The organism is Leucobacter coleopterorum (assembly GCF_011382985.1).
Classification (GTDB): domain Bacteria; phylum Actinomycetota; class Actinomycetes; order Actinomycetales; family Microbacteriaceae; genus Leucobacter; species Leucobacter coleopterorum.
In genome coordinates this window covers 2,511,086-2,527,549 of sequence record NZ_CP049933.1, presented here as the reverse complement: position 1 = coordinate 2,527,549, position 16,464 = coordinate 2,511,086, and the positions used below count along the sequence as shown (strand labels likewise).

At 63.1% G+C, this 16,464-nt stretch carries 13 protein-coding genes, 1 tRNA gene and 2 pseudogenes; 5 read left to right on the top strand and 11 right to left on the bottom strand.

What is annotated here, in order from left to right:
* Positions 1 to 60: 60 nt before the first annotated feature.
* From G7066_RS11870 to G7066_RS11860, 3 genes are all read left to right on the top strand, one after another.
* Positions 61 to 137 (top strand) — tRNA-Pro (locus G7066_RS11870).
* Between the two features lie 238 nt (positions 138 to 375).
* Positions 376 to 1,920, top strand: coding sequence for a YibE/F family protein (locus tag G7066_RS11865; RefSeq protein ID WP_166331306.1), 1,545 nt, complete (start codon positions 376 to 378; stop codon positions 1,918 to 1,920).
* Positions 1,913 to 4,210, top strand: coding sequence for a bifunctional alpha,alpha-trehalose-phosphate synthase (UDP-forming)/trehalose-phosphatase (locus tag G7066_RS11860; RefSeq protein ID WP_341873800.1), 2,298 nt, complete (start codon positions 1,913 to 1,915; stop codon positions 4,208 to 4,210). The genes G7066_RS11865 and G7066_RS11860 overlap by 8 nt, the downstream gene beginning before the upstream one ends.
* 85 nt (positions 4,211 to 4,295) lie before the next feature.
* Here the strand turns inward: G7066_RS11860 and G7066_RS16455 are convergent, their stop codons facing one another.
* The 6 genes from G7066_RS16455 to G7066_RS11835 form a co-directional block, all read right to left on the bottom strand.
* Positions 4,296 to 4,517, bottom strand: a complete 222-nt coding sequence (locus G7066_RS16455; RefSeq protein WP_244302968.1) for an ABC transporter ATP-binding protein — start codon at positions 4,515 to 4,517, stop codon at positions 4,296 to 4,298.
* 214 nt (positions 4,518 to 4,731) lie between these two features.
* Positions 4,732 to 5,763, bottom strand: a complete 1,032-nt coding sequence (locus G7066_RS11850; protein ID WP_166331304.1) for an ATP-binding cassette domain-containing protein — start codon at positions 5,761 to 5,763, stop codon at positions 4,732 to 4,734.
* The gene (locus G7066_RS11845; RefSeq protein WP_244302967.1) at positions 5,760 to 6,608 is read right to left on the bottom strand and encodes an ABC transporter permease; all 849 of its coding nucleotides are present in this window, start codon (positions 6,606 to 6,608) and stop codon (positions 5,760 to 5,762) included. The genes G7066_RS11850 and G7066_RS11845 overlap by 4 nt, the downstream gene beginning before the upstream one ends.
* Positions 6,605 to 6,793, bottom strand: coding sequence for an ABC transporter permease subunit (locus G7066_RS17100; RefSeq protein ID WP_280116169.1), 189 nt, complete (start codon positions 6,791 to 6,793; stop codon positions 6,605 to 6,607). The genes G7066_RS11845 and G7066_RS17100 overlap by 4 nt, the downstream gene beginning before the upstream one ends.
* 11 nt (positions 6,794 to 6,804) lie before the next feature.
* The gene (locus G7066_RS11840) at positions 6,805 to 7,548 is read right to left on the bottom strand and encodes an ABC transporter permease (protein ID WP_280116168.1); all 744 of its coding nucleotides are present in this window, start codon (positions 7,546 to 7,548) and stop codon (positions 6,805 to 6,807) included.
* A 5-nt stretch (positions 7,549 to 7,553) separates the two neighbouring features.
* Positions 7,554 to 9,215 (bottom strand): ABC transporter substrate-binding protein, encoded by a 1,662-nt coding sequence (locus G7066_RS11835; RefSeq protein ID WP_166331302.1) that lies wholly within the window; start codon positions 9,213 to 9,215, stop codon positions 7,554 to 7,556.
* Between the two features lie 52 nt (positions 9,216 to 9,267).
* On the opposite strand from G7066_RS11835, the gene G7066_RS11830 reads away from it, so the two are divergent.
* Entirely contained in the window at positions 9,268 to 9,690 is a 423-nt protein-coding gene (locus G7066_RS11830; RefSeq protein ID WP_244302966.1) for a TetR/AcrR family transcriptional regulator, read from the top strand.
* Complete coding sequence (locus G7066_RS16445) at positions 9,675 to 9,854, top strand: hypothetical protein (protein ID WP_166331300.1); 180 nt, start codon at positions 9,675 to 9,677, stop codon at positions 9,852 to 9,854. The genes G7066_RS11830 and G7066_RS16445 overlap by 16 nt, the downstream gene beginning before the upstream one ends.
* Here the strand turns inward: G7066_RS16445 and G7066_RS11820 are convergent.
* The 5 genes and pseudogenes from G7066_RS11820 to G7066_RS11805 form a co-directional block, all read right to left on the bottom strand.
* Positions 9,851 to 11,293, bottom strand: coding sequence for an MFS transporter (locus G7066_RS11820; RefSeq protein ID WP_205881444.1), 1,443 nt, complete (start codon positions 11,291 to 11,293; stop codon positions 9,851 to 9,853). The genes G7066_RS16445 and G7066_RS11820 overlap by 4 nt on opposite strands.
* 21 nt (positions 11,294 to 11,314) lie before the next feature.
* Positions 11,315 to 12,673, bottom strand: coding sequence for a M20/M25/M40 family metallo-hydrolase (locus G7066_RS11815; protein ID WP_166331296.1), 1,359 nt, complete (start codon positions 12,671 to 12,673; stop codon positions 11,315 to 11,317).
* A gap of 42 nt (positions 12,674 to 12,715) precedes the next feature.
* Positions 12,716 to 13,831, bottom strand: a complete 1,116-nt coding sequence (locus G7066_RS17555; protein ID WP_341873893.1) for an FAD-dependent oxidoreductase — start codon at positions 13,829 to 13,831, stop codon at positions 12,716 to 12,718.
* Positions 13,823 to 14,682: pseudogene (locus G7066_RS17550) on the bottom strand (2,4-dienoyl-CoA reductase FMN-binding domain-containing protein); the annotation flags it as partial. The pseudogene G7066_RS17550 and the gene G7066_RS17555, both read right to left, overlap by 9 nt.
* Positions 14,683 to 14,964: 282 nt before the next feature.
* Positions 14,965 to 16,390: pseudogene (locus G7066_RS11805) on the bottom strand (cation:dicarboxylate symporter family transporter).
* Between the last annotated feature and the right edge of the window lie 74 nt (positions 16,391 to 16,464).

The window sequence follows — 16,464 nt, the reverse complement described above, 5'->3', positions numbered from 1 at the left end:
CGAGCGGTTTTCGCTTTTGCCTCGGAAACCGGTAGAGTAATCCCTGCGTGAAAACGCAATCGGGATGTGGCGCAGCTTGGTAGCGCACGTCGTTCGGGACGACGGGGTCGCAGGTTCAAATCCTGTCATCCCGACCATAACTCCCGGAAACCTTGCGGTTTCCGGGAGCTTTTTGGTTGGATGCGGAGATGCGGGGCGGGCGCCGAGCTTGCTTCTCGGCGCCGAGCCCGCGGTTGTTGGCTGCACGCTCGGTGGTAGGTTGTCAGTTCGGGTGCGGGGTGCACGCTCGCTGGCGGGCTGGCGGGCTGGCGGCTTGGCGGTGGGGTGCATGCTCAGCGGTGAGGCGCAGCGCGGCACTTTGATATATTGATAATCATGTTCAAATGGGGGTGGCGCTCGGAGGGCGAGGGGCGTGCGGAGCAGCCGGGGCAGGCCAGTGAGACAGCGCTACTAGAGAACCACGCCCACTCCCACGACCTGCCAAAGGACATACCAGCCCTCAGCCGAGGCGTGAAGGTGGTGACGTTTAGTCTGCTCGCCGTCGTTGCACTCGCCACCGTGCTGGGGCTGATCCTGCTGTGGCCCAACGCGGATCAAGTGGCGAAGGTGGCCGAGCGCAGCGGATCCATGGGGGCAGCCGGAACCTACGAGCAAGGCGAAGTGCTGAGCATTGAGGACGGGTGTGCCGCGCTGGGCCAAAGCGGGAGTGCCGGCCAGAGCGGAAGCGCGGACCAGGGCACCAACAGCACGGGTGGAAACTCAAAGAATCCAGAGACCCCGCGAGACCGCTGCATCACGGTGACCGTTGGTGTTCACACCGGACCCGATGCGGGGCGCACAATCGACGTGCCCGTGCGAGGAGCTCTCGCGTCAGCGGGTCTGCAGAAGGGGGATCGCCTCGAACTGATCGCCTATGCGACAGCCCCGACAGCCCCAGCGCCGACGGCAGCCCCACCAACCCCGCAAAACACGGACGAAGCCGAAAAAAAGGCACCCCAGAGCTACGAGGTCGCCCAAACGAACTACGGAGTGTCGGGAGTCTTTCGCGGTCTGCCGCTGCTGATCCTCGGCCTTTTGTTTGCCGCCGTAGTGATCTGGGTCGGTCGGCTACGTGGTGCGCTCGCGCTCGTGGCGCTGGGGATCAGCGCGTTTCTGCTGCTCGCGTTTATTCTCCCCGCCCTCGTTTCGGGGCAACCGGGAGTGCCGGTTGCTCTGGTGGGTGCGAGCGCCATCATGTTTGTGATTCTCTACTTTGTGCACGGCCCCAACATGCGCACGACGGCCGCGCTCATCGGAACGCTGTGCGGGATCCTGATCATGGCCGGTATTTCGCTCGTCGCGGTGCACACGACCCGGCTCAGCGGCATCGGAGACGAGTCATCCGGCTTTCTCGCCGCTGTCACGGGCGAGATTGATTTTCGCGGACTGCTCACCTGCGCGATCATTATTGCCGGGCTTGGGATCCTCAACGACGTGACCATCACCCAGTCTTCTGCCGTGTGGGAACTGCGCGCGGCAGCACCTGGCATGCCGCGGCGAGAGATTTTCGCCAGGGCCATGAGGATCGGCCGCGACCACATCGCCTCCACGGTCTACACGGTGTTCTTTGCCTACGTGGGGGCGGCGCTCAGCGTGCTCCTGCTGCTGTACCTCTACGACCGCCCTGTGTTGTCGCTGCTGACCCGTGAAGACATCGCGGTCGAACTCGTGCGCACGTTCTGCGGCAGCATCGGGTTGATCCTCGCCGTTCCGATCACCACCTGGGTTGCGACGCTGTTCACGCCGCCGGGGCAGAAGAACGTCACGAACCTTGGATGGCCTCTGAGCACCTCGCAGCTTCTGCCGAACCTTCTGAGTAGACTGAAGAAGATTCTTCAGTTTCGTCGAGCGCAGTACCTTTGGGGGCGTTGGAGTGTTTGAATTGAGTGAGGTCGCGCAGGGTCGCGAGCTTGTCATGGTGTCTAATCGTCTGCCCGTCGATCGGGTTGTGCAGGCGGACGGTACGACCGATTGGGCGCCTTCGCCGGGAGGACTCGTGACCGCGGTCGAACCGATCGTGCGAGAACTCGGCTGCCTATGGGTGGGGTGGGCGGGTAGCGCGGACGAAGAGGTGGAGCCGTTTGAAATTGGCTCAATGCGCCTCGCACCAATTCCGCTCAGCAGCGAAGAACTTGAAACCTACTACGAGGGCTTCTCGAACGGCACTCTTTGGCCGCTGTACCACGACGTTATCTCTCCTCCTGTCTACCACCGCACCTGGTGGGACTCTTACCAGCGTGTGAATCGGCGTTTTGCCGACAGGGTCGCTCTCGAGGCAGCACCCAACGCGGTCGTGTGGGTGCACGACTACCAACTACAGTTGGTGCCTGAGATGCTGCGAGAACTGCGCCCCGATCTCACCATCGCGTTCTTCTTACACATCCCGTTTCCGCCGCGCAGCCTGTTCGCTCAGTTACCATGGCGTCGCCAGATTGTGCGCGGCCTACTCGGGGCCGACGTCATCGGGTTCCAGCGCGTGCAAGACGCCGTGAGTTTCCGTCAGGCCAGCGAGCGCTACGCCGGAGTACCCGCGCGCGGCAACACGATCGTGCTGCCCGAATCACCCGATCACCCCTCTCGCTCGGTGCTCGCGCAGGAGTTTCCGATCTCTATCGACGCGGGTGGATTCGAAGAGTTGGCCTCGCGCGCCGAGGTGCAACAGCGGGCACGTGAGATTCGAGAAGAGCTGGGGCAGGATCGCACCATCCTTCTCGGGGTGGATCGCCTCGACTACACGAAGGGCATTCGGCATCGCCTGAAAGCATTCGAGGAACTGCTTGAAGACGGCGAGATTAACGCCCACGATACCGTGCTCGTGCAGGTGGCGAGCCCGAGCCGCGAGCAGGTCGAGGCTTATCAGCAACTTCGTGAAGAGGTGGAGGTGACGGCCGGGCACATCAACGGCGCACACGGCTCCATCGGGCACGCACCGCTCGTCTACCTGCACCAGAGCTACTCTCGCGAAGAGATGGCGGCGCTCTACCTCGCCGCAGACGTGATGGTCGTGACCCCGCTGCGCGATGGAATGAATCTCGTAGCGAAAGAATACGTTGCCTGCCGTGCAGACGAGGGCGGCGCACTGATCTTGAGCGAGTTCACCGGCGCGGCCGACGAACTCCGAGCCGCCCTGCTGATCAACCCGCACGACATTGAGGCGCTCAAGGCCGCGATGCTGCGCGCGATCCACCTGCCCCGTGAGGAACAGCAACGACGCATGCGCTCGCTGCGTAAGGCGGTCTACGACAACGATGTGGCGCACTGGGCGACCCAGTATCTCGAAGCGGTATCGGCGGCGGCTGACGCGCACGTGAAGCAGGCCGAGGGGGTACGCGAGGGAGAGACCGCGGAGCTTTCCGCACCAAACGAGGTGTTTGTGTCGAGCGCTCTGCGTGCTCGGCTGCGGCGACTCGCAACGGTTCCGTCGCTGATCGTCGCGAGCGACTTTGACGGCACCCTTGCGCCGATTGTTGGGCGGCCACAAGATGCCCGGATCCTGCCCCGCGCGCGGCGGGCACTAGAAGTCTTGCAGGAGTCACCAGATGTGCAGGTGATTTTGCTCACAGGTCGCTCGGTCGAGGGACTGAGGGTGACCGGTCTCGAATCGGATTCCTGGATTCTGTCGGCCTCACACGGCGCAGAACTTACCGGGCTTGACGCGGTGGGTGACGCGGGATCGCTGACGCCCGACGAGGAGGAGCGTCTCGGTAAACTCTCGCGCCGCTTCGACAGGGTATTTCGTGATGAAATCGGCGTGAGACTGGAGCGCAAGCCCTACGGAATCGTGGTTCACACGCGCGAGGTTGCTGAACCGGATCGCGCCTCTGAGCTGCTGGCTGCTGCTGTCGAACTGGGGACCGTGCCCGGCATCACGATGCGCGAGGGGAAACAGGTGCGCGAGTTCTCAGTGCGTAACACCGACAAGGGGAGCGCGCTGCTGCTGATCCGCGAGATGCTGCCAGCCGCACCCGTGCTGTTTCTCGGTGATGATGTGACTGACGAAGACGTGTTTGCTGTGCTCGGCCCCGACGATCTGGGCATCAAAGTGGGGGAGGGCGAATCGCTGGCACGCGAGCGGGTTGCCGATCCTGAAGCCGCGGCTGCTGTGCTCGCCGCGCTCGCCGAATTGCGCACCGGGATCGTGATTGGTTCGGAGGTCGCGGCGGTTCGCTGAGGGTGCTGGTGTCTTTGTGTACCAGTGGTGTTGAGAGCCCAGTTTTACATGATTTCTGAGCCTAGAAACATGCAAAACTGAGCTTTCAAGCATGCTGCAGGTGGGCAAACACCTCTTCCGTCGGCCCCTGCTCAACGATTTGGCCATCTTGCATCACGAGTACTCGATCAGAGACCGTGCGCAGCGCTGCGAGATCGTGGGAGACAAACACGATGGTGAGGTCACGCTCGTGTTGCAGCCGCCGCAGCAAATTCAGAACACCAGCCTGCGTCGAGACATCGAGCGCCGACACGGGTTCGTCGCACACCAGTACGTCGGGGTCGGCGGCGAGCGCCCGCGCGATGGCAACCCGCTGCCGCTGGCCTCCCGAGAGAGTCAGGGGCGGCGGTGGGCCAAAGCCGGATCAAGGTCAACCATCTGCAGTAGCTCAGCCACCGAAGTGCCCGTCAGTCGCAGAGAGGTCGCGAGAATGCGCTCGACCCGCCACCTGGGATCAAAGGTTGCCAGTGGATCTTGCGGAATCAGCCGGACCCGTGTCGCAGTGCGTTCAACCTCGCCTGAATCGAGTCGCTCCGCCCCACAAGCACCCGCGCGAGTGTGGTCTTTCCTGCACCGGACTCACCGAGCACGCCCACGGCCTCACCGCGACGCAACTCGAAACTGACTCTAGAGAGCGCGAACGTGTGGCCCTTGCCCAACGCAAACTTGCGAGTGCCGTCGCTCACTGTGATGAGTGGTTTGCCCGGTACAACGGCCCCGCCGGGCTTGGCCCCGGACGGTGCCGCGGCGAGCAGCCGTTGGGTAACGGGGTGTTGCGGGTGGTTCAGGATCTGGTCGCGGTTGCCAGACTCGACAATCTTGCCCCGATCCAGCACTACGATGCGGTCGGCGATCTGCGCAACACTCTGCAGATCGTGACTGATGAGTAGCAAGGCGGTGCCGCTCGCTTTGATGGAGGAGAAGAGCTCAAGCACACGAGCAGCGGTTGTCGGATCGAGTGCGGTGGTGGGTTCGTCGGCAATAAGAAGCCGGGGGTTGCACACAATGGCCGACGCTATGAGCGCGCGCTGCCGCATGCCGCCGGAGAGTTCGCCGGATCGCTGCCGCAGGTGCTGCTCGGCCTTCGGTAGTCCCGCTCGTTTGAGTGCTTCGAGCACCCGCGCTCGCCGCAGGCGGCGACCCTGACCGAACGCACGCTGATCCCGAACCTCAAGGGCCTCGCCCACCTCGGCCTCAATGGTGCGCAGCGGATCAAGCGATTGCAGCGCATCCTGCAAAATTAGCCCAATCTCTGCCCCTCGAAGCGCACGCCAGTCTCGCTGACTGGCCTCACGCATATTGTGCCCCGTGATGATGAACTGCTTTGCGTCCACGCGCCACTTTGGCTCGGCCTGCACAAGACCCAGCAGGGTGCGTGTGAGAACAGACTTGCCCGCTCCCGATTCACCGACAACAGCGACGCACTCGCCCGCGTTGACAGTGAGACTGATGCCGTCGAGAATTTGATCATTGTGATGCTGCACTCCGAGGCTTTGCAGCTCTAACACGCTCATGCGATCCCCAACTTTGCAAGGCGACGACCCAGTGCCGTGAGCGCCGCGGCAGTGACGACAATCGCGAGCCCCGGGAACACCGTCATCCACCACGCCGTTGCGATGTAGGTGCGGCCAGAATTGAGCATCGCACCCCACTCGGGTGAGGGCGGCAGCGCTCCAAGCCCGAGGAACCCGAGTGCCGATACCCACACGATGGCCTGTCCGACCCCGAGCGTCGCCGCTGACACGAGCGGCCACAGTGAGTTCGGGGCGATGTGACGGGTGAACACTCGCAGGGGACTCACACCGTCGAGCCGCGCCCACTCCACGTAGCCGCTCTGTGCGATGCCACGAACCCTTGAGCGCAGCATGCGGGCGTAGCCCGGGATAGTGGCTAGGCCAATCGCAAGGATGGATGCCGTGGGGCCCCCGCCGATGATTGTGATGAACAGCAGTGCCATCACTAGTGTGGGGAGTGCGAAGAGCACCTCAAAGACCCTGCCTAGGGCGGAATCGACTAGCTTCGGGCCGAGACCCGCGGTGAAGCCCAGGATCGCGCCGAGACCAACTCCGATAGCCGTGGCAGCGAGGCCTATGCCGAGTGATGCGGCGGCGCCGTGAATGACGCGGGTATAGAGGTCGCGGCCTGACTCGTCGGTGCCGAAGAGGTGAACTGGTGACGGTGATTGCAGGGCATCGGCGGGGTTGATAGCGAGCGGGTTGCCCGGGGCGAGGATCTGCGGGGCGCACACGGCGACAGCCGTGATCGCGAGGATCGCGAGCGCGACGTAGCTTGGCCAGCCGAGACCGTTGAACGACCGGCTGGTCTTCTGCTGCAGTCGCAGGATTGTTGCCGCACTCACGCCACCACCGCCTTCGCGAGTCGCGGGTCAATCACGTGCTCAAGCAACGACGACACCAGCATCACCACAACATAGAGCAGCGCGATCACGGTGACCACCCCGATTGCCACGGGCACATCGCGCACGGCGGCAGCTTCGAGCAGCAGCCGCCCGAGGCCGGGCCGCGCAAACAGTGCCTCAACCACAACGGCACCGCTCAGCAGCGAACCGTAGGCCCACCCGAGAGCGCCACCCCGGGCAGCGCTGCGTGGCGCAGAGTGTGCCGAAAGAACACCCGCGTTTCGGAAGACCCGCGCGAGCGTGCGGTCACCGCAAACGGGGCTGCGTCGGCCTCGGCAAGAGATCCGTGGAGTACGTGTGCGAGGTACCCAGCGATAGGCACCGCCAGTGTCACAACCGGCAGCACAAGACCGGCCGGGCTCGATCCCGAACTGGTGGCCGGTAGCCACCCCAGCCCGTTTGCAAACACGAGAATGAGCACCGCCCCCAAAAAGAACTGCGGCACCACACTCGCCACGGTTTCGACTCCCGAAAGCGCCGAGCGCACAAGCCCACCGAAGCGACCTCTAGCCGTCGCTGCGATCAACAACCCCACGACCGCGAGCGCCCAGGCGAGCAGGAGCGCGAGGGTGGCGAGCAGCACGGTCGGTGGCACGTTCTCGGCGAGCAACTCAGAGACGGGCTGCTTGCGCGCATACGAGTCGCCGAACTGCAGGGTGGCGATCCGCCACAGCTGCGCGAGGTATTGCACAACAACAGGCTGATCCAGGCCGTAGTTTTGTGTCGCACGTGCGACGGTCTCGGGCCCCGCTTGTGATCCGGGGCCACCGAGGATCGCCTCAAGCGGATCACCCGTCGCCCGCAGCGCAACGAACACGACCGTGGCGGTGATCCACACCACCAGCACAGCCGAGCCCAATCGCGCGAGGACCGCCCTCACTTCGGTTAGCCCCCGACCCGCGCGTTCACGAACGTTGGTGTTGCGACCGTGCCGAGTGTTGTGACGCCGGTGGCGCCTTTCACGAGGAAGTGGTTCTGCTGGTCGTAGAGCGGCAGAACGGTGTAGCTCTCAAGGATGCGTTGCTGCGCGTCGGCGTAGATTTTGGTGCGCTTGTCTGTGTCGAGTGTTGCGGAGGCCTCGTCGAGCAGTTTGTCGACCTCGGGATTCGCGAGCTGCGCGTGGTTGGCGAAGTAGCCGGAGGGTGCCGGCACGATGCCGCCGGAGTGATAGAGGATGCGCAGGACATCTGGACCGACCTTTGTGTAGGGTGCGCTGACCGCCTCGTACTCGTTTGAGCCGAGCGCGCCGTACCAGGTGCTCAGATCAACGGGATTGAGGACCACCTCAAAACCAACAGCGGAGGCGTTTGCCTGGATCTGCTCGAACAGCGACTGCTCTGCTGCCACTGACTGGTTCGTGCTGACCGGGAAACGCACTGTGAGTCGTTTACCGTCTTTCGTGCGCACGCCGTCTGTGTCTTTTGTGGTCCAGCCGGCCTCGTCGAGCAACTTCTCTGCCTGCTTCTTGTCAGTGGTGAAGAGGTCGCTGTCGCTGATCGCGGTCGGTTCTGTGCTGGCGAGCAGTGAAGTTGAGCGATCTACCGTGCCGAGGTAGAGCGACTTAATGCCGGGATTGGGATCTGCCGCCCGAATGAAGGCCTCGCGTACTTTGACATCGTTGAATGGGGCTTGCCCGGAGTTGAGCTCGATGCGGTTGGTGGATCCGGGACGCGGCGCGTCAATGTGCTCAATGCCGGAGCCGTCTTTCTCCGCCGCGACGATGGCGTCGGGCTGCGGGTTATCGATGACCTGCACCTCACCTGAGGTGAGCGCGGCATAGCGGGTCGCCGCATCGGGAATGAATCGCCAGTCGATGCGCTCGATGTGTGCCGGGCCCTTGTGGTCGGCCTCGGGGCCTGGCGTTTTGTAGTCATCGTTGCGCACGAGGATGACTTGTTGCTGCGGTGTCCACTTCTCGACGGTGAACGGTCCGGTGCCGATTGGATCGGCGCAGTTCTTTTCCATGCCGCGAGCGATGCCTGCGGGGGATTGGATTGCGGTCCACTGCTGGCTCATCGATTCGAGCAGGGCCGAATCAGGTTTTGAGAGGTGGAAGCGCACGTGGGTTGCGTCGATGGGTTCGATCTTTTTAATCTTCTCGACCGCGAGGTAGCCCGTTGACGACTGTGTGTCGGGATCCTGTAGGTGTTCGATGTTCGCCTTCACTGCCTCGGCGTCGAGTGGGGTGCCGTCGGTGAAGGTGACGTCGTTTTGCAGCGTGAAGTCCCAGGTGAGACCGTCTGTGCTGGTCTCCCAGTGGGTCGCGAGCCAGGGCTTGATTGTGCCGTCTGCACTGCGGCCAACGAGCGGCTCAAGGTACTGAGTTGAGATGAGGGCCTGAGGGTAGTTACCGCCGACGTGGGGGTCGAGGCAACTGGGTTCAGCGTCTCCCGTCGCGTAGACGAGGGTGCCACCGTCGGTTTTTGTGTCGGTGGCTGTGCCTGCTTCGCTCGCGCAAGAACTGAGAACAACCGCCGCGAGTGCGGCGACCGATGTCATTGCGATGCCGTACAGCAGTGTATGGCGAAGGGGAAATGTGCGCGTCATGGAACAGAGCTTCCTGGTTGTTGGATTGAGTGCAACAAGCAAACCCTAGCGCATGACGTATGCCGATAAGCTGCTGACCATGTCGAATCCGCGCGGGCGCCCGCACGCCTCCTCCCGTGAAGTGCTCACGGATGCCGCGTGCGAGCTATTTCTTGAGCAGGGCTACGAGGCCACCTCCGTCACCGAGATTGCCCGGCGCGCGGGAGTGAGTCGCTCGAGCTTCTTCAACTACTTTGAGGGCAAGTCGGCAATACTGTGGTTTGTGCTCGACGAGCAGATCGACGCGCTTGTGCAGCGGGTCGAGGATCCTGAGCTCACTCTTGACGAGGCTCTCGACGCGTTCGCCGACGGCACCGCCCCGACGCACTCGCCCTCGCTATTGTCGACGCCCGAAACATGGGGGTCGAAGTTGAACTGCGTACGGGGCAGGCGCTGCGACAGCTGCGAATCGCCGACGCTGTGGCGAATCGCCTAGAGCGTGATGGTGCGGATGCCGCGCGGGCGAGGATCGTCGCAGCCGGATACGCGGCAGCACTGCTCGGCGCCGTGTGGCGCTGGTCGAGCCTCGGCGCGGGCCGACACGACCTCGCCCGGAAGGTCGAGTCAGCGCTGCGAGTCGCCCGCGAGGTGTTGGTTTAGCTCTCCACCTTCTCAACAGGGCGATCTTGGAAAGCGTTCTTCGGCACAATAAAAAGAAGGGCAGCGGCAGCGACAAACGCCGAGATGCTGCACACGAGCCACACGGTGAGGTAACCCGAGAAGGATCCTGCGGTGCCACCCTCCGCACCGCCCGAGACACCGTGCATGAGCGCGAACCCGAAGATGGCAGATGCGACGGCACCACCGATCGTCTTTGTTGAATTGGTGAGCCCGGTTGCAACTCCCGTTTGTGTTGCGGGGGCTGCCGATGCCGCCGCCGCGGGGAGCGCTGCGACAAGCGCCCCAGAGCCAAGGCCCGCAATCATGATGTTGATGACCATCTGCAGGTACGTTGCGTGAAACGGTACAAACATGAGGTAACCAACACCTACCATGCTTGCGGCGATGACAAGCGCGAGGCGCGGCGTGAGTAGGCGAGCCACGCGCGGGTAGAGCAGCGCCCCGATTACCATCGAGATGAGGTAAAAACCGATCGCCAGTGACGTGACAAAACCCGTGGTGCCGATCCCGTAGCCGTAGACTTCGGGGTCCGTGCGCAAGAAGGTTGAGAGGGGAGCCTGCGCGCCGAGCACACTCATGCCGAAGAGTGCCGCGGTCAGAAAGACCGGGGCGAGCGCGGGGGACCGGAAGAGGCGCACATCGATCAGTGGATCAGGGTGGCGTAGCTCCCAACGGGCGAACGGAATAACCAGCAACAGCCCGAGAAGGGCCACACCCCAGGCAGCAGGATCACCGGCGCCGTTTAAACGGAGCAGGCTGAGACCGCCGGTGAACGCTAGGATCGCGAGCGAGATGAGGCTCAGGCCAACGAGGTCGAGGCGACCACCGAGCTGGTCAGGCGATTCTTTGACCCCAAAGAGAATGACAAAGAAGCAGATCGTCACGAGAACACCCGGCACAAACAGCACCGTCATGATCGGGAGTGTGTCGATGAGTTGCCCGCCGAGCAGCGCGCCCGTGATCGCACCTAACTCAAGCGCCGCCACCAAAATGCCGGCGGCGCGAGCGGTGACGAGCGAGCGGTTCTCCATGCTGTGAGAGCGCGACCAGATAAGTGCGATTTCGAGGGGCAACCACACGACGTAGACTCCCTGCAGCGTCCAGGCCGCGAGAAAGAGAGCGAACGACTCGGTGAATGGCAGCGCTAGCGTTGCGAACGCCGTAACAGCGGTTGACCAGAGCAAGATCCGCTTGTGGCCAGCCATGTCACCGAGTTTTGCAAGCGCCGGTACAACCAGTGCCGAGAGCATCAGCTGCGACCCTTCAAGCCAGTTCACGTCGGCGTCGTGCACATCGAGGTGACGAGCGATGTTGCTCAGCATGGGGGTGTAGTAGCCCTGTATGAAGCCGCTTGTCAGCTCAACGAACGCGAGAAAACCGACGACACCAACGAGTGCACCGAGGGTAACTTTCTTCATGCTCATTCTCTTCGTGATCCGTTACAGGTTTTCGATGAGGGTGCGGTGAAAAAGTTCCCCGCGTTCCAGTTCGCTGATGGACACCCGCTCATCGACACCGTGGATTGTCGCCCTCAGTTCTGCCGACATCGCGAGTGGTGCGAAGCGGTAAGTCGCGGGGGCGAAGCGGTGAAAATGACGCGAGTCTGTCGCTGCCATCATCACGTAGGGGGTTGTGTGAGCGGCCGGGTGAGAAATGCCAACGGCCTGCGCGATCAGCGCGAACTGTTCGTTGTCGGTTGCTGATTCAGGGGAGGGCTCGCCTCCCTCCAACACCGTGACGATGACGCGCCGATCCTTCACGCGGCGGCGGATCCTGCGCACGGTGCTCTGCACCGATTCGCCGAGCGCGATCCTCAGATTGATGGTGGCGCTCGCCTGTGAAGGCAGCACGTTGGCGGCGGTGCCGCCAGAGAACATTGTCGGTGCGACGGTCGTGCGCACCATCGCCGCCGGTTCGCCGCCGAGCGACGTGAAGACGCGCGCCGTAAGCCAAGGGGAAGCCGCGAGTGCGCGGTAGAGCAGACGTGCGGGGCCGCGGGATCGGGCGGCAAAATCACTCAGCATGCGCGTAACCGCCGCTGGGGTACGGGCAGGGAAGGTGCTGGGAGTGAGCCGCTGCACGGCTCTCGAAATTCGCCCCACCGCGGTGAGCGTGGGCGGAGCAGAAGCGTGTCCGCCATCGCCCCTAGTGCTCAGCTGCACGGTTGTTGCGCCTTTTTCACCGACGCCGACCATAGCAGAGACACCCCGGACCAGAGGAAGTGGAGCGTCGACCACCGCTCCGCCCTCATCCAGCACAATCCAGGGGGTGATCCGGCGATCCTCAAATGTTTTGGCGATTGCTTCGGCGGCGTCGCCAAAGGTTTCTTCGTTGCCGCCGAGCGAAAGATAGACGTCGCGCGCGGGGGTGAACCCGGCGGCAAGCAGATTTTCGACAGCCTCGAGCGTCACGAGCAGTGGCCCCTTATCGTCGAGAGCGCCGCGCCCGTGCACGTAGCCGTCGGTGATGCGGCCCTCGAACGGGGGATACTTCCAGGTGTCTGACTCGTCGACCGGCACAACATCGAAGTGAGCCATAAGCACGGCGGGGTCCTGGTGCGAGTCGATGCCGCGCCAGTGGAAGAGGAGTCCGAGGTCAGTGATCTGTTCGCGGCTGAGGGTTGTGTGTATGAGTGGGTACAGTTCTTCAAGCAGGGCGACGAAGCGCTCGAATGGCTCTACGCCGCGCTGCTCCATTTCTGCTGAAACGGTGGGCACTTGAATCATGCGCGAGAGACGCTCTGCGGCTCCCCTGCGAGGGGTGAGGCTGAGCGCGGGACTGGCTTCGTTGGCGGTCATGGATCTACCGTAGTGCTTTTGGGGGAGTGCGTGGTGGCCACATCACAGCCGCGCCGCGAGCCGTGTGCCCTGGTCAATCGCCCGCTTCGCGTCGAGTTCGGCAGCGACATCGGCACCCCCGATGAGGTGGGACCCAGTTTCAAGCTCGGCCAGTTCGTCGTGTAGTTCTCGCAGCGGATCCTGGCCCGTGCATAGAACAAAGGTGTCTGCTGCAATGACGTGATCGTGCACTGCGCCGTCTTTGCCGGTGAGGCGCACGTGTAGACCAGCGTCGTCAATCCTCTGATAGTTCACCCCCGGGATCATCTGCACGCCACGACGAGCGAGCTCCGTGCGGTGGATCCAGCCGGTTGTTTTGCCGAGGCCCGCCCCGATCTTCGAGGCCTTGCGCTGCAGCATCGTGACCTGTCGCGGGGGTGCCTCTTCAATGGGCTTGGTGATTCCGCCCGGATTGGCATACGCGGTGTCGACACCCCAGTGCTCCAGGAATTCCGAAACGTTGAGCGGATCCTCGTCTGCTGGTGCAGTGAGAAACTCGGCCACGTCGAAGCCGATTCCGCCCGCTCCGAGAATCGCGACGGTCAAACCGACGGGCTTGCGATCGCGCAGCACATCGAGATAGCTGACCACACTCGGGTGGTCGAGTCCGGGGATTTCGGGAGTGCGCGGGGTGACACCCGCAGCGATTATCACCTCGTCGAACGAGCCCGCGGCAAGCTCTGGGGCGGTCACGCGGTGCCCCAAGCGCAGCTCAACTCCGGTTTCTTCGAGCCGCCGGCCAAAGTACCGTAGCGTCTCGGCGAACTCGAACTTGCCTGGTACCTGAAGGGCAACATTGAGCTGCCCGCCGATCATGTCGGCGGCCTCGAATAGAGTGACCGCGTGCCCGCGCGAGGCCGCGGTGGTGGCGAAGGCGAGACCGGCGGGGCCCGCACCCACAACGGCAATTCGCTTGCGCGTGACGGTCGGCCCGATGATCAGCTCGGTCTCGTGTGCGGCCCGCGGGTTGACGAGGCACGAAGCGATGCGTCCCGAGAAAGTGTGGTCGAGGCAGGCCTGATTGCAGCCGATGCAGGTGTTGATGCGCTCCGGTGTGCCAGCGGCGGCCTTCGCGACGAATGCGGGGTCTGCCAAAAACGGGCGCGCGAGCGACACCATATTGGCGTCGCCGTCCGTGAGGATCCGCTCGGCCGTGTCCGGGGTGTTGATCCTGTTCGTTGTGATGAGCGGAATTGAGACCAAGCCCATCAGCTGCTTCGTCACCCAGGCGAAGGCACCCCGAGGCACCGAGGTCGCGATGGTGGGTATCCGCGCCTCGTGCCACCCTATACCGGTGTTGAGCATCGTGGCACCAGCTGCCTCGATTTTTTGGCCGAGTTCGATGACCTCGGCAAGTGTCGACCCCTCGGGCACCAGATCGAGCATGGAGAGCCGATAAATGATGATGAAGTTTGGCCCGACCGCCTCGCGCACGCGGCGCACGATCTCGAGGGGAAAGCGCACGCGGTTCTCATAAGATCCGCCCCACTCATCGTCGCGCTTGTTTGTATGACGCACGATGAACTCGTTGATGAGGTAGCCCTCGGACCCCATGATCTCCACACCGTCGTAGCCTGCCTGCTGGGCGAGAGTGGCCGTGCGCACGTAGTCGGCGATGGTGCGTTCGATGTCTTCGTGGGAAAGTTCCCGCGGCACGAGTGGAGAGATCGGTGCCTGAATCGGGCTGGGAGCAACAAGATCCGGGTGCGCTGCATAACGCCCGGCGTGCAGGATCTGCAGCGCGATCCTGCCACCCGCTCCGTGCACGGCCTCGGTGATAACGCGGTGCTCGGCGGCCTCAGCCTCGGTCGTTAGCATGGCGGCCCGGGGGTGAGTCTGCCCACATCGTTGGGAGAGACGCCACCCGTCACGATGAGGGCGACACCGCCTGCCGCGCGCTCGCGATAGAAGGCGGCCATGCGCTCGAAGCCACCCGGCGCTTCCTCAAGACCGAGGTGCATTGACCCCATGAGGATCCGGTTCGGAAGTGTCACGAAGCCCAGGTTGAGCGGGGTGAAAAGCTGCGGGTAAGTCTGCGCTGACATGGTTCCCTTGCTGGTTCGGGTCACGGTTGGTGATCCCGAACCTAGCGGGGAATCGCGGCGGCTGTCGAGCGCCTAGTAGTGACTGTACAAAATCGCGACTCTGCGACTCTGCGACTCTGCGACCTCGCCCGTCTGGTCGTGTGTACCCAGATGGTCCTTATCCTCGAGAATAAGGACCATCTGGGTACACGCTAGGTGCGATCGTGCCTAGCCAGCCGGCTCAGATACCTGCATCTTGGACGGCTGGGCGGGAGCCGGGGGGTCGGCGACCATGCGCTCAGCCTCGACAATCGGGGTCGGGGCGCCGTGGTCGAGAGCTGTCATCATAGACTCGTCGAAGGGGGCGCGGCCTGCGAGCACCTCAACGAGTTGCTGTTTTTCGACGCTCTTCGTCCAGGTGCCGATCAGCACGGTCGCGACTGCGTTGCCGGTGAAGTTTGTGAGCGCGCGGGCCTCAGACATGAAGCGGTCAATGCCGACGATCAGACCAACACCGTCGACCAGGTCGGGGCGGTGCGACTGCAGGCCCCGGCGAGGGTCGCGATGCCAGCCCCGTCACACCAGCCGCGCCCTTTGACGCGATGATCATAAAAATGAGCAGCGAGATCTGCTCGCCGAGTTCCAGCGGTTTGCCCATGGCGGTCGCCACAAACAGCGCGGCCATCGTCAAGTAGATCGCGGTGCCGTCGAGGTTGAATGAGTACCCGGTCGGTACGGTGACACCAACGACGGGCTTGGAGACACCGAGATGTTCCATCTTCGCGATGAGGCGGGGCAGGGCGGGCTCAGACGACGAGGTCGAGAAGATGAGCAGGTACTCGCGGGCGAGGTAATTCATGAGAAGAAAGATGTTGACGCGGGCGACCGTCCACAGCAGGGACCCGAGCACGACCACAATAAACAGGATGCAGGTGATGTAGAACGCGATCATCAGAGTCGCCATGCTCACGATAGCTTGGAGGCCAGTCGAACCAACCACGGCCGCGATCGCCCCAAACGCCCCAACCGGAGCCACCCACATGATCATGGTGAGCAGACGGAACACAAGAACCTGAACCTGACCGATGGCGGTGAGGATCGGCTTGCCAGCGTCGCCCATTTTTTGCAGGGCAAAGCCGGTGAGCAGCGCCACAAACAGGGTCTGCAGAATGTTGCCGGCCGTGAGCGAGGAGAGCAGCGATGTGGGAATGATTCCCATGAGGAACGACTGCGTGCCACCCTCGGCGCTGCCCGCCGTGGCTGGCGCGTCGTAGTGCATATTGCTGAGATCGAGGCCATCGCCCGGATGAATCAGGTTGCCAACGAACAGGCCGATCCCGAGCGCAAAGGTCGACATGACCACAAAGTAGCCAAGCGCAAGACCGCCGACCTTGCCGATGGTGGCGGCCTTCGCGACGGAACCCACGCCGAGCGCGATGGTGCAGAAAATGACGGGGGCGATCATCATCTTGATGAGCGCCACAAACGCGTCGCCGAGCGGTTTGAGTGATTTTGCGAACTCTGGAATCATCAGCCCGACAATCGCACCGCCGACGACCGCGATAATCACGGCAATGTAGAGGTAATGCGATTTGTCGATGCCTCGACGCTTTTTGGTCTTGCCTGCTGGCTGAATGGCGGGCGCTTGTGCCATGACGACTCCTTTGTGGGAATGGCTGGTTGCTGTTGTTAGTTTGCGGGTGTGCCCAAGAAAGCGAGGCGTTGTGG

Coding starts and splice junctions, on each gene's coding strand:
- G7066_RS11815 (WP_166331296.1), bottom strand. CDS start 12,673: ATGACCGCCAACGAAGCCAGTCCCGCGCTCAGCCTCACCCCTCGCAGG.
- G7066_RS11865 (WP_166331306.1), top strand. CDS start 376: ATGTTCAAATGGGGGTGGCGCTCGGAGGGCGAGGGGCGTGCGGAGCAG.
- G7066_RS11830 (WP_244302966.1), top strand. CDS start 9,268: ATGACGTATGCCGATAAGCTGCTGACCATGTCGAATCCGCGCGGGCGC.
- G7066_RS11820 (WP_205881444.1), bottom strand. CDS start 11,293: ATGAAGAAAGTTACCCTCGGTGCACTCGTTGGTGTCGTCGGTTTTCTC.
- G7066_RS11835 (WP_166331302.1), bottom strand. CDS start 9,215: ATGACGCGCACATTTCCCCTTCGCCATACACTGCTGTACGGCATCGCA.
- G7066_RS11850 (WP_166331304.1), bottom strand. CDS start 5,763: ATGAGCGTGTTAGAGCTGCAAAGCCTCGGAGTGCAGCATCACAATGAT.
- G7066_RS17555 (WP_341873893.1), bottom strand. CDS start 13,831: ATGGTGTCGCTCGCGCGCCCGTTTTTGGCAGACCCCGCATTCGTCGCG.